General features: G+C 67.3%; 14 protein-coding genes and 1 pseudogene. 8 read left to right on the top strand and 7 right to left on the bottom strand.

Annotated features, from left to right (window positions below):
• Window positions 1-81 precede the first annotated feature (81 nt).
• The 3 genes and pseudogenes from RKD20_RS22120 to RKD20_RS22110 all read right to left on the bottom strand — a co-directional run bounded on the left by RKD20_RS22120 (window position 82) and on the right by RKD20_RS22110 (window position 1,884).
• A complete protein-coding gene (locus RKD20_RS22120) occupies window positions 82-744 on the bottom strand; it encodes a glycoside hydrolase family 26 protein (protein WP_424879245.1) in 663 nt (220 codons plus the stop codon).
• A gap of 18 nt (window positions 745-762) precedes the next feature.
• On the bottom strand, window positions 763-1,032 hold the full coding sequence (locus RKD20_RS22115) for a hypothetical protein (RefSeq protein WP_424879244.1): 270 nt from the start codon (window positions 1,030-1,032) through the stop codon (window positions 763-765).
• A gap of 149 nt (window positions 1,033-1,181) precedes the next feature.
• Window positions 1,182-1,884: pseudogene (locus RKD20_RS22110) on the bottom strand (DUF5324 family protein).
• 242 nt (window positions 1,885-2,126) lie between these two features.
• On the opposite strand from RKD20_RS22110, the gene RKD20_RS22105 reads away from it, so the two are divergent.
• On the top strand, window positions 2,127-2,660 hold the full coding sequence (locus tag RKD20_RS22105) for a peptidylprolyl isomerase (RefSeq protein ID WP_007383300.1): 534 nt from the start codon (window positions 2,127-2,129) through the stop codon (window positions 2,658-2,660).
• Window positions 2,661-2,766: 106 nt separating this feature from the next.
• The gene (locus RKD20_RS22100) at window positions 2,767-3,651 is read left to right on the top strand and encodes a rhomboid family intramembrane serine protease (protein ID WP_424879243.1); all 885 of its coding nucleotides are present in this window, start codon (window positions 2,767-2,769) and stop codon (window positions 3,649-3,651) included.
• Between the two features lie 264 nt (window positions 3,652-3,915).
• On the opposite strand, the gene crgA is transcribed toward RKD20_RS22100, so the two are convergent.
• On the bottom strand, window positions 3,916-4,170 hold the full coding sequence (crgA, locus tag RKD20_RS22095) for a cell division protein CrgA (protein WP_020119474.1): 255 nt from the start codon (window positions 4,168-4,170) through the stop codon (window positions 3,916-3,918).
• Between the two features lie 140 nt (window positions 4,171-4,310).
• Between crgA and RKD20_RS22090 the strand changes: the two genes are divergently transcribed.
• Genes RKD20_RS22090 through RKD20_RS22065 form a run of 6 tightly spaced genes read left to right on the top strand, consistent with a single transcriptional unit; the run spans window position 4,311 to window position 8,564 of the window.
• The gene (locus RKD20_RS22090) at window positions 4,311-5,090 is read left to right on the top strand and encodes a DUF881 domain-containing protein (RefSeq protein WP_424879242.1); all 780 of its coding nucleotides are present in this window, start codon (window positions 4,311-4,313) and stop codon (window positions 5,088-5,090) included.
• A gap of 27 nt (window positions 5,091-5,117) precedes the next feature.
• Window positions 5,118-5,819 (top strand): class E sortase, encoded by a 702-nt coding sequence (locus tag RKD20_RS22085; protein ID WP_424879241.1) that lies wholly within the window; start codon window positions 5,118-5,120, stop codon window positions 5,817-5,819.
• 52 nt (window positions 5,820-5,871) lie between these two features.
• Window positions 5,872-6,033, top strand: coding sequence for a hypothetical protein (locus tag RKD20_RS22080; protein WP_020119471.1), 162 nt, complete (start codon window positions 5,872-5,874; stop codon window positions 6,031-6,033).
• Window positions 6,030-6,668, top strand: coding sequence for an aminodeoxychorismate/anthranilate synthase component II (locus RKD20_RS22075; protein ID WP_125192026.1), 639 nt, complete (start codon window positions 6,030-6,032; stop codon window positions 6,666-6,668). The genes RKD20_RS22080 and RKD20_RS22075 overlap by 4 nt, the downstream gene beginning before the upstream one ends.
• On the top strand, window positions 6,665-7,813 hold the full coding sequence (locus tag RKD20_RS22070; protein ID WP_424879240.1) for a class E sortase: 1,149 nt from the start codon (window positions 6,665-6,667) through the stop codon (window positions 7,811-7,813). Before RKD20_RS22075 ends, RKD20_RS22070 begins: the two co-directional genes overlap by 4 nt.
• A gap of 13 nt (window positions 7,814-7,826) precedes the next feature.
• Window positions 7,827-8,564: a class E sortase gene (locus RKD20_RS22065; protein ID WP_424879239.1), complete on the top strand. Its 738-nt coding sequence runs from the start codon at window positions 7,827-7,829 to the stop codon at window positions 8,562-8,564.
• Window positions 8,565-8,699: 135 nt separating this feature from the next.
• On the opposite strand, the gene RKD20_RS22060 is transcribed toward RKD20_RS22065, so the two are convergent.
• The 3 genes from RKD20_RS22060 to pknB form a co-directional block, all read right to left on the bottom strand.
• Entirely contained in the window at window positions 8,700-9,485 is a 786-nt protein-coding gene (locus RKD20_RS22060; protein ID WP_424879238.1) for a hypothetical protein, read from the bottom strand.
• 242 nt (window positions 9,486-9,727) lie between these two features.
• On the bottom strand, window positions 9,728-10,129 hold the full coding sequence (locus RKD20_RS22055) for a hypothetical protein (protein WP_424879237.1): 402 nt from the start codon (window positions 10,127-10,129) through the stop codon (window positions 9,728-9,730).
• A gap of 313 nt (window positions 10,130-10,442) precedes the next feature.
• Window positions 10,443-12,428 (bottom strand): Stk1 family PASTA domain-containing Ser/Thr kinase, encoded by a 1,986-nt coding sequence (gene pknB / locus RKD20_RS22050; RefSeq protein ID WP_424879236.1) that lies wholly within the window; start codon window positions 12,426-12,428, stop codon window positions 10,443-10,445.
• Window positions 12,429-12,448: the final 20 nt, after the last annotated feature.

Genomic DNA, 12,448 nt, shown 5'->3' with positions numbered 1-12,448 from the left:
ATACGCGGGCGGAGGGGTTTTTCGTGCGCGCGGTGGAAGCGGTCCGGAACGCCGGCGCCGGGCGTCGTCCGCTCGACCGGCCTACCTCATCAGCGAGCGATACACCGCAGCCGACCTCGGATGGGCCCGGCAGCCCCACACACCGTGCGGGCAGTAGTCCGTGATGGCCTGGTAGAGGGGACGCTGCCGGGCGAACCAGGTGAGCATGCCGCGCATGTACGCCGGGTCGTCGCCGTTCTCGTACAGGCCCCACTCCTGGTAGGAGAAGGGTTTGCGGTGGGCGCGGGCGAAACGGACATGGGCGCGCAGGCCGTACGGCTCGGTCACCTGGTCGGAGAAGCGCAGGCCGCGCGGGGCGTCGTAGGCGTCCATGCCGATGATGTCGACGACCTCGTCGCCCGGATAGCAGCGTGGCCACGGGATCGCGTCGCGGCCGCGGTTGGGCGTGAACTCGAAGCGGAAGCGCCGGCCGGGCACCGAGCGCATCGCCCGCACGATCCTCGTCCAGTACGCCTTCCACGCGGCCGGGTCCGGGCCGCAGCGGTGGGTGTAGGTGGTGCCGTTCATCTCCCAGCCGAGGACGACGATCGTGTCCGGGACGCCGAGAGCCGTCAACCGCCGGGCCAGGGCGCGGAAATGGCCGTCGTAGTCGCCTTTCGCACCGCGCCGGAGTTCCTCGCGGACCGTGCTGTCGGGGAGGTGGGCCTCGGTGCGCTCCAGCATCGGCACGTCCAGGACGAACATGCGCCGCGGGTCGGCTCGTCACCAGGACGCCCAGGCCTCCAGGTAGCCCGGCGCTCCCTCGATGTTGCTCCAGCGGTCGCCGGGCAGGTACACGTGCCCGACCCGGGGCGCCGGGCCGCCGAGCCAGGCGCCGAACGCGTCGAGACGGCCCACGTCGGCGGGCTCGTAGCCGACGTACGCGCCGTACGCGGAAGCCGCCGCGGGCTCGGGGGCGCGGGCGGTGCAGGCCGAGGCCAGGAGCAGCAGTACGGCGGCCGGGGCGAGCGGCCCGCGGCGCGAGGGGTTCATCAGGGCGGCGGTCCGTCCGGTGGGCAGAGGTGTCCCCGCGACTGTGGTGCACGGGAGCCCTGCCGTACCGGTTCGCTCACACCGTCGGGTGAACATGACGGTGGGGCGGAGAACTTCCGCCCCACCGCTGGTACACGCCGGTTTCGGCGTCAGCGCCCTTCGTCGTGCCTTGCGGCGTCCTCCTCGGCCTCCTTCGCCTCGACCTCCGGGTCGAGGACGGACTGGCCGGTGCCGTCCACGGATGTCAGTCGCCCCGTCTCGGGCACCTCGGTCGCGGCGGGCGGCTCGACCAGCCAGTCGGGGTTGGCCTGCTTGTCCCACCACTTCCAGGCGGCGTAGGCTCCGCCCGCGACGACGCCCGCGACCGCCAGCGCCTTGGCGAGCCGTCCTGCGCGGGCCCGCCGCTCGTGCTTGCGGACCAGCTTCTGGACCTCCTTGGGCGAGATCTGACCGCGCAGTGCGGCCAGTGCGGCCACGCTGCGGGCTGTGGCCTCCTCACGGACCGGGCCGGCCGCGGCGACGGCCTGCTCGATCCTCGGGCGGGAATAGTCGGCGGCCTGCCGAGCTGCCTTTCGGGTGCGTTCGGCGGCCTCGTGGGCGGCCTGGTCGACCTTCGGCGGAACATGCGGTACGGGCCTGCTCCAGACGCGGCGCGAGATGAGCGCCGTACTGGACACGCGCCTGCTCGGCCGCAAGGGAGACCTTGGGCGCGAGCCGTACGCGTGCCTCCGTCGCGTAGTGCGAGGCCTTGTCCTTTGCCGTGTCGGCGTAGGGCGCCACCACTTCCGCGGCGTGCAGCACGCTGTCCTTCGCCGAGCCGGTCGCGGCGCGCACGCTGTCGATGCGGGTCACGGGATCCTCCTCCTCGGTGGCGTACGGTAATTCGACTTTCCACCCTTTTACGGATCATGCCTGCCGGAGCGCAGCCCGGCACCTGAGGGCGGGCATCCGGATCAATAACGGATGAATGCGTGGCAACAGGAGCTTGTCGACGACAATGCCACGGATCGCCGCTCCGCGCCCCTGCCCGGACTCTCCTCGGCCGGATCCGTGCGAGGATCGGTCGGGCACAAGAAGACAACGGAAGGCAGATCGTGGCCGAGCAGCTTTACGCCACCCTGAAGACCAACCACGGCGACATCGAAGTCCGGCTCCTGCCGAACCACGCCCCGAAGACGGTCAAGAACTTCGTCGAACTCGCCCAGGGCGAGCGCGAGTGGACGCACCCGGGCACCGGTGAGAAGTCCACCAAGAAGCTCTACGACGGCACGATCTTCCACCGCGTCATCAGCGGCTTCATGATCCAGGGCGGCGACCCGCTGGGCACCGGCATCGGTGGCCCGGGCTACGAGTTCGAGGACGAGTTCCACCCGGACCTCGGCTTCAACAAGCCCTACCTGCTCGCCATGGCCAACGCCGGCCCCGGCACCAACGGCTCGCAGTTCTTCATCACCGTCTCCCCGACGGCCTGGCTGAACCGCAAGCACACCATCTTCGGCGAGGTCACGGATCCGGCCAGCCAGAAGGTCGTCGACGCCATCGCCGGCGTCAAGACCACCCGCCCCAACGACCGTCCGGTGAACGACGTCGTCATCGAGCAGGTCGTCGTGGAGACGCGCCAGGGCTGAGGCCCCGGGCAACCACCGCGAAGGGAACCAAACGCCCCGCTCAACCGTAAGGATGAGCGGGGCGGTGCATGTGGGCACGACGGCTCAGGGCGAGTTAGGGGATGGCATGAATCAGGAGGCGGGCACTTCACCGGAGGCCCAGAACCTGCCTGGCTGCTACCGGCACCCGGACCGTGAGACCGGCATCCGCTGCACCCGCTGCGAGCGCCCGATCTGCCCCGAGTGCATGGTCAGCGCCTCCGTCGGCTTCCAGTGCCCCGAGTGCGTGCGCGACGGGGGCGGCAGCGGCCCGGCTCCGGCCACGGCGAGGCCCCGCACCATCGCGGGAGGTACGGTCACGTCCGATCCCCGCCTGTTCACGAAGATCCTGATCGGGATCAACATCGCGGTGTTCATCGCCATCCAGGCCAAGGCGTCCCTGGCGGCGGACCTCAGCCTCGTCGGTGCCTGGCCGCCGAAGCCGTTCCAGCCCACCGAGGGTGTCGCGGACGGGCAGTACTACCGCCTGGTGACCTCGATGTTCGCGCACCAGGAGATCTGGCACATCGGCTTCAACATGCTGAGCCTGTGGTGGCTCGGCGGCCCCCTCGAAGCCGCCCTGGGCCGGGCCCGCTATCTCGCGGTCTACTTCGTCTCCGGTCTGGCGGGCGGCGCCCTGGCCTATCTGCTGGCCGGCCCGGTCACCCAGACGCTCGGCGCCTCCGGTGCCATCTTCGGCCTCTTCGGCGCGACCGCGGTCCTGATGCGCCGGCTCAACTACGACCTGCGGCCGATCATCGCGCTCCTGGTGATCAACCTGATCTTCACCTTCAGCTGGAGCGGCATCTCCTGGCAGGCCCACATCGGTGGCCTCGTCGCCGGGCTCATCACGGGCTACGGCATGGTCCACGCCCCGCGTGAGCGGCGGGCGCTGGTGCAGTACGGCACCTGTGCGCTGGTTCTGCTGGTCATCGTGGTCATGATCGTGATCAGAACGGCCCAGCTGACCTGACGGGGCCCGCACACCCCCTGTGAGCGGCCGTTGTCCACAGCGCGTGCCCGATCTTGTGCATACAGTGCGGGAACAGCTGTGCCCCCTGGCACTGACCCGCGTTTTCGCAGGTCAGGTAGGGGGCGAACAGGCTTGCGGAAGCTGGTGCGATGGTCGTACCGGCGTCAACACCCGATGGGTTATCCACAGATCGTCGTCTTTTCCCCAGGCCCTGTGGAAATTGCTCCAAGCTGTGGATAACTCAGCGGATACCCCTGGGGAGAGCTACTTCCACTGGGTGGAGACGCCGAATCCGGCGGCGATGAAACCGAAGCCCACCACGATGTTCCAGTTGTCCAGGGCGTCGATGGGCAGGGAGCCGTCGGTCACATAGAAGACGACGATCCAGGCGAGCCCGATGAGGAACATGGCCAGCATCACCGGGGCGACCCAGGCGCGGCTGTTCAGCTTGATGGCGGTCGCCTGCTTCGCCGGGGGCGGCGTGTAGTCGGCCTTCTTGCGGATACGTGACTTCGGCACGAGGGTCTCTCCTGTCGATGCGCTGCGTGGCCGCGCAGGTAACTGGTCGGGCTCCGGGCAGCGTACAAGGGGACTCTTAGCGCTCCCCCGGGCGTCCGTTAGCGTAGTGCTTCCGCGGCGCCGAAGGAGATAAGGGTACGTTGAGCAATTCTGCCGACTCCCCCCAGTCCGGATCCAGTCCTGTCCGCAGGCGAGGTTTCCGGCCGGTGCGGGTGCTCACCGCGGCCGTCTTCGCTCTCGCGGGACTCATTTTCTTCACGAGTTTCAATACGGCCAAGGGCACCGACATCCGCACGGACGCCTCCATGCTCAAGCTCTCGGACCTCATCCAGGAGCGCAGCCGCAACAACGGCACGCTCGACGAGTCGAACGGCTCGCTGCGCCGGGACGTCGAGTCGCTGGCCGAGCGCGACGACGGCAGCACCAAGGCCGAGGACGACAAGCTCGCCGCCCTGGAGGACCGGGCGGGCACCCAGAAGATCAAGGGGAAGGCGGTCACGGTCACGCTCGACGACGCCCCGCCGAACGCCACCGCCAAGCTCCCCGGCTATCCCGAGCCGCAGCCCGACTACCTGGTCATCCACCAGCAGGACCTCCAGGCCGTGGTCAACGCCCTGTGGAAGGGCGGCGCCAAGGGCATCAAGGTCATGGACCAGCGGCTGATCTCCACCAGTGCCGTGCGCTGCGTCGGCAACACCCTGATCCTCCAGGGCCGCGTCTACTCACCGCCGTACAAGATCCAGGCGGTCGGTGACCCCGGCAGGCTGAAGCAGGCGCTCGCGGACTCCAAGGCGATCCAGAACTACATGGTCTACGTCAACGTCTACGGCCTCGGCTGGAATGTCGCCGACGACGGCACGGTGACTCTTCCCGGCTACTCGGGCACAGTGGATCTGCAGTACGCCAAGCCCGTGGAGTGAGCACGGTGTGAGTCCCTGGAGCCGCCGGTGCGTGTCGTCGTCCGGACCGTCAGCGAGCTGTGCATCACCGCCGGCGCCCTGATCGTGTTGTTCGTCGCCTATGTGCTGTTCTGGACCGGTGTGAAGGCCGACACCGTCATGGACGACCAGATCGACCAGTTGCAGCAGCAGTGGTCGCAGGGGAGTGTGCGGCAGCCCAAGGTGACGGCCGGCGCCTCCGCCTCTCCCGCTGCCTCTCCCGCGCGGCCGGCGCCGTACCGGAGCGGGAAGCCCTTCGCGATCATGTACATCCCCCGGCTCGGTTTCACGTGGAACAAGCCCGTGCTCGAAGGCACCCAGGTCGGCACCCTGAAGAAGGGTCTCGGCCACTACGCGAACACCGCGCAGCTCGGGCAGCCGGGCAACTTCTCGGTCGCCGGGCACCGGCGCACCTACGGCGATCCCTTCAAGGACTTCCCGCGGCTGCGGCGCGGAGACGCGGTCGTCCTGACCGACGGAACGACCTGGTTCACGTATCGGATCGACAAAGGGCCTTACAAAACCGTGCCCTCCGACATTGAGGTGATCGATCCTGTGCCACGTAAATCCGGGTACACGCGGCCTGGCCGCTATCTCACGCTGACCACGTGCGATCCGGAGTGGGGCCACAGTCACCGGCTGATCGTCTGGGCACACCTGGACTCCACACAGCCTGTGGAGGACGGCAAGCCTGTTGCCCTGCGCCGTTAGTCTGGTGCGGTACGGCGTGTGTGTGGTGCCGTGGTGCGACGGAAGGGACGGCATGTACGGCTGGATCTGGCGGCATCTGCCGGGCAGCGCATGGGTGAAGGCGCTGCTCTCACTCATGCTGGTCGTTGCTGTGGTCTACGTCCTGTTCCAGTACGTGTTCCCGTGGGCCGAACCGCTGCTGCCCTTCAACGATGTGACGGTGGACAACCAGTGAGCGCGCGCATTCTCGTCGTCGACAACTACGACAGCTTCGTCTTCAACCTGGTCCAGTACCTGTATCAGCTGGGCGCGGAGTGCGAGGTGCTGCGCAACGACGAGGTGTCGACGGCACACGCCCAGGACGGCTTCGACGGCGTCCTGCTCTCGCCCGGCCCCGGCACACCGGAGGAGGCCGGGGTCTGCATCGAGATGGTGCGCCACTGTGCCGCGACCGGGGTCCCCGTCTTCGGTGTCTGCCTCGGCATGCAGTCGATGCAGGTGGCGTACGGCGGTGTCGTGGACCGCGCCCCCGAGCTGCTGCACGGCAAGACCTCCCTGGTGGAGCACGAGGGCAAGGGAGTCTTCGCCGGTCTGCCGACGCCGTTCACGGCGACCCGCTATCACTCGCTGGCCGCCGAGCCGGCGACGGTCCCGGCGGAGCTGGAGGTCACCGCGCGGACGCACGACGGGATCGTCATGGGGCTGAGGCACCGTGAACTCCCGGTCGAGGGTGTGCAGTTCCACCCCGAGTCGGTGCTGACGGAACACGGTCACCTGATGCTGGCCAACTGGCTGGTGGAGTGCGGGGACCAGGGCGCGGTGGCGAGGTCGGCGGGGCTCGCCCCGGTGGTGGGCAGGGCCACGGCGTGACGGCCCTGCGCCCCGAGCGCGAGGACTTGTACGGCGACGCGTCGTACGAGTCCTACGGCGGCGACCCCTACGGCGGGCAGTCCTTCGGCGCTGCTTCCTACGTCGATGAGCCGTACGCCGAGAAGCCCTTCGCCGAGGGGCAGTACACCGAGCAGCCTTCCGGCGGGGTGTCGGACGGCGGAGTGTCCGACGGCCGGGCGTCGGCGCCGTACGTGCCGCCGGCCGACGACGAGACGGTGGCGCTGCGGATACCCGATCCGCCCCCACCCTCCATTTCCGCCTCCACGGCCTCTTCTGTCACATCCGCCACTGGATCCCCACAGGGGGGCCGTGCGGCCCGCAGAAAGGCCGCCAAGGGCCGTCACGGACGCCATGGCGGCGGAGCCGCAGCCGAAGCGCAGCCGGAGCAGGAGTCGCCGGACGGCAGGCCGCTGTCCCGCGTCGAGGCCCGCAGACAGGCGAAGGCGCGCAAACCCGGCGCGGCCGTCGTCGCGAGCCGTGCGATCGGTGAGGTGTTCATCACCACCGGTGTGCTGATGCTGCTGTTCGTCAGCTACCAGCTGTGGTGGACCAACGTCCGGGCGCACGCGGCGGCGGACAAGGAGGCGAGCAGCCTCCAGAACGACTGGGCGAGCGGCAAGGGCGCCCCGGGCACCTTCGAGCCGGGCCAGGGCTTCGCCCTGCTGCACATCCCCAAGCTGGACGTGGTGGTGCCGATAGCCGAGGGCGTCAGCAACAAGAAGGTGCTCGACAAGGGCATGGTCGGGCACTACAGCGAGGGCGCGCTGAAGACTGCGATGCCCGACGCCAAGACCGGCAACTTCGCTCTCGCCGGTCACCGCAACACGCACGGCGAGCCCTTCCGCTACATCAACAGGCTCAGCCCGGGCGACTCGATCGTCGTCGAGACGCAGGACGAGTACTTCGTGTACAAGATGACGTCGACGCTCCCGGTGACGGCTCCGAGCAACACAAGCGTGATCGCCCCCGTCCCCAAGGGATCCGGATTCACCACGGCCGGCCGCTACATCACCCTCACCACCTGCACGCCGGAGTTCACCAGCAAGTACCGCTTGATCGTCTGGGGCAAGATGGTCGAGGAACGGCCGCGCAGCAAGGGCAAGCCGGATGCGCTCGTCCAGTAAGGGCAGATGATCAGTGGCAGCGACCACAGAGCAAGAGCAGAAAGCCGGCAGCCCCGCGCCGCGCCGCCGCGGCACCGGCCGGATCGCGATGGCGGTCAGCTTCTTCGGTGAACTCCTCATCACGGCAGGCCTGGTGCTCGGCCTGTTCGTCGTCTACTCGCTGTGGTGGACGAACGTCGTCGCCGACCGCGCGGCGGACAAGCAGGCCGACAAGGTGCGTGACGCCTGGACCGAGCGGACCACGGGCGGCCCGGGCGCGCTGGACACCAAGAACGGCATCGGCTTCCTGCATGTCCCCGCGATGAAGAACGGCGAGGTCCTGGTCGAGAAGGGCACCTCGACGAAGATCCTCAACGACGGTGTCGCCGGCTACTACACCGACCCCGTCAAGGCCACGCTCCCCACCAGCGGCAAGACCGGCAACTTCGCCCTCGCCGCGCACCGGGACGGCCACGGCGCGAAGTTCCACAACATCGACAAGGTCAAGAAGGGCGACCCGATCGTCTTCGAGACCAAGGACGAGTGGTACGTCTACAAGGTCTACGCCGTCCTTCCCGAGACCTCGAAGTACAACGTCAAGGTCCTCGGCCGGGTCCCCAAGGAGTCCGGCAAGAAGAAGGCCGGCCACTACATCACGCTGACGACGTGTACACCGGTGTACACGTCCCGGTATCGGTATGTGGTGTGGGGGGAGCTGGTCCGCACCGAGAAGGTGGACAGCGAGCGGACGCTGCCGAAGGAACTGGCCTAGCATGACGGAGGCCCGAAGCCGCAACTTTCTCTTGCGGCTTCGGGCCTCTTGCGCCGACCGGCGACCCGATCGTCTTCGAGACGCGGGACGCCCTACGACACCCTGACGACCTGCACCCCGGTGTACTACCCCGGATCAGTTCACAGCCAAGATCTTCTTCGCGCGCTTCAGAGACTCCTGCCACTTCGCGCGTTCAGCGCGAATCTCCTTCCCGTGTTCACGCAGAAGCTCTGTTTGGTATCCAGTTTCGACCCGCTGCCAGGTTTCCACGTAATGGATTGCAGCCTTGCATTTGACGTCCGCCATGGCGGTCTCGACCTCGACCTGTGCCGGTTTGCGCACGAAGTCCGCATCCGAAGTGGGAAGCCACCTTTTGTCACCTGCGGCTTTGTGCGGATTCGGGTACACGTGCCCGGCACGCTTCATACAGCTGCTCCAAGCGGCGTCGGCGGCGAGCGCTTCGGGATCACGCGTAGTCCGTTCCCAGGCTTCACGTGATGCGTCGGCGACAGGCGAGATCTCCATTTCTTTTGAATCCGAGATTGCCAGCGCCTTGCGTGCCTTTCCCCTGCAGCCGCCGGCAGGGTCCATCGAACCGTCATCTGATTCGCCTGTGTACAGCGCGGTCAGCTGGTCGGTCAATTTGGTGTCGCGCCGCTTCTCGTCCTTGATCCGTTCCGCCAGTTGCTTGCGCGTCACCCCGGCGGCCGGTGGAAGATGGTACCCGTATTCGGCAACTGTTCGTTCGTCTATGACCCCGTATCGCCGTTCATTGGGAGAGTGCGGAATTCCCATCAACGGCAGAGGGGCGGGCCAGGACGCACCCTCGGCAGTCATGCATTTCTGAGCCAGCACATACGTTGCTCGCTCCACGATGCTCTCTTCCTGAGCAGTGGGGACGTACGCGTCCAGCGGGAGCACGGGTACGACGACACCTGCCACCTTCTGGGTGGGCAGCGCTCTGTCCCTCTGCTCCTCTGAGGCCTTATGGGGTGAATCGAGACCCAGTGAACTGCACGCCGAGCTGCACAGGAGAGTGGCAAGAAGCAGCGGGGCGAGGGAACGCTTAGTGGCTACTCGTGAGGGCATGACGCTGTGCTCCGGATTGCGCAGGTCGGTACAGCAGAGCGGTGGGGCCCCGAGCGGAGCCCCACCGGACAGTGCTACGGGCAGGCGGTGTTGCTGGTGAAGCAGTGCGACGAAACCGAGTAGTAGGACTTGAGGTAGCCCACGCTGTGACCCGACGGGACGCTGAGCGATATCCCGGTGTAGTTCTGGCCGGAGAACAACTTGACCGAGTTGTCGGGATCCTTGTTCTCGGCGCCACCCGTGTTGTTGTCGATCGGCGTCGAGGTGCCGTAGAAGGTGCTTCCCGCGTAACTCGTCTTGCTGTACAAGGTGTCGTAGACAGGGCTGTTAATGTCGTTCTCTTGGTGCAGGCAGACCTCGCCACCGTTGGACGATTCGCACACCCCATTGTATGAGCCGGCATAAGCCGGACCAGCAATGACGACCGCGCCAACAGTTGCACAGGTGGCCGCAAGAACACGCAGTGAACGCTTCACGCTTTCAGTTCCCTTTTCGGTCAGGGGCTATCACCGAATTAATGGTTAGCCGCTCGAACCTTACATGATCATGACCTGAAGGGCGCCAGGGTATGCTGCGTGTGAGGTATGTCACGTGCCATTGTCTATTGGGATGAATCAAATTGTGAAGCATTGCTGTTGAACGCCCGTTGGGCCTGATTTCTGTTACTTAGGGGCCCGAGCACGTGGAGCTGTGGAAGCAGCCTGCCCGTGCAACAGGAAAAGCCAGGGCCCCGGCACCCTCGAGAGGATGCCGGGGCCCTGACTGGCGCTCTTGGCAACGGCTCGGCCGTCAGCCGCCGGTACCGCCGAAGAAGTTGGTACCGCCGTTGTCGTTCCCGCCGTTGTTGTTGCCGCCCACCGTGGTGAGGGTGATCGTCGTGCCGCCGGGGTTGTCGACGCCGGTGTTGGGCTGCGGGTCCTCGCCGGTGACAATCGCGTTGTCGCTGGAGTCACCGTTGAACTGGATCTGGGTGAAGCCGGCCGCCTGCAGGGTCTGTTTGGCCTGCTTCACGGTCTGGCCCCGCACCTCCGGCACGGGCGTCTGCTGCTTGACCTTGCCGACCTTGATCGTCACCGTCGAGTTCTTGTCGACCTGCTGGCCCTGATCCGGAGACGTCGAGATGACCTTGCCGTCCAAGTTGGGGTCGGTGGTGGGTTCGTCGACGCAGGTGCCGACCAGGTTGTTGGCCGTCATCTGAGCCCTGGCCTCGTCACACGACTTGCCGGCGACGTCGGGCACGGTCGACTTCTCCTCGGCCTTCGCCACGGTGAGGGTGATCGTCGAGCCCTTCTGGACCTCTTGGCCGAGGTTCGGGTTCTGCCCCAGGACGATGCCCGGTTCCTCCGGCGACACCTTTTCCTTCTTCTCGACCTTGAACTGGTACTTGTCGCCCTCCAGCAGCGCCTTGGCCTCGTCGAAGCTCTGGCCCAGGACACTGGGGACGGCCACCTTCGGCGCCCCGGTGGACACCACGATGCTGACGGCGGAGTTCTTGTCGACCTTGGTGCCGCCCGTCGGGTTCTGCTCGCAGATGTTGCCCTTGGCGGTGTTCTCGCACGCCTTCTGCGTGACCTCGCCTAGCTTCAGGTCGACGTTGCCCAGTTGTCTGGTGGCGTCTGCCTGCGTCTGGTTGACGAGGTTCGGCACGGCCACCTGGTCGTTGCCCGCACCGCCGCCGCTGAAGATCCACTTGCCGATCAGGATCGCGCCGACGAGCACCAGGATGCCCGCCACCACCAACAGGATCGTCGAGGTGTTCGACTTCTTCTGGCGGCGCCGGTCGGGGCGGTCGTCGTAGCCGTAGCCGCCGTCGTCCGGGTTCATCGGCGGCAGCATGGTGGTGGCTCCGGCGTCGGAGCGCAGGGCCGTGGTCGGCTGGTCGTCCGGGTAGCCGCCGTAGCCCACCGAGCCCATCGCCGCGGTGGCCGCGACCGGCTGGCCGTCGAGGCAGGCCTCGATGTCGGCGCGCATCTCGTCGGCCGACTGGTAGCGGTAGTTCGGGTCCTTGACCAGGGCCCTGAGGACGATGGCGTCCATCTCGGGCGTGATCTCGGGGTCGAAGACCGACGGGGGCTGCGCCTCCTCGCGTACGTGCTGGTAGGCGACGGCTACCGGGGAGTCGCCCACGAAGGGCGGCCGGACCGTCAGCAGCTCGTAGAGGAGACAGCCGGTGGAGTAGAGGTCCGACCTCGCGTCGACCTGCTCGCCCTTCGCCTGCTCCGGGGAGAGGTACTGGGCGGTGCCGATGACCGCGGAGGTCTGCGTCATGGTCATGCCGGAGTCGCCCATGGCGCGGGCGATGCCGAAGTCCATGACCTTGACCTGGCCGTTGCGCGTGAGCATGACGTTGGCCGGCTTGATGTCCCGGTGGACGATCCCGCTGCGGTGCGAGTACTCCAGCGCCTGGAGGATCCCGATGGTCATCTCCAGGGAGCGCTCCGGCAGCAGCTTGCGGCCGGAGTGCAGCAGCTCGCGGAGCGTGGAGCCGTCGACGTACTCCATGACGATGTACGGGATCGAGACCCCGTCGATGTAGTCCTCGCCCGTGTCGTAGACCGCCACGATCGCGGGATGGTTGAGCGAGGCGGCCGACTGGGCCTCCCGGCGGAACCGGGCCTGGAAGGACGGATCGCGCGCGAGGTCCGCGCGCAGCGTCTTCACCGCCACCGTGCGGCCGAGGCGCGTGTCCATGGCGAGGTAGACCTCCGCCATGCCACCACGGCCGAGCACCTGGCCCAGCTCGTACCGGCCGCCGAGGCGACGCGGCTCTTCCATAGCTTCCTACCAGCCCTCTC

Source organism: Streptomyces sp. SLBN-8D4, from assembly GCF_049739545.1.
In the GTDB taxonomy this organism is placed as follows: domain Bacteria; phylum Actinomycetota; class Actinomycetes; order Streptomycetales; family Streptomycetaceae; genus Streptomyces; species Streptomyces canus_C.
This window is presented reverse-complemented; position numbering and strand designations above follow the sequence as displayed.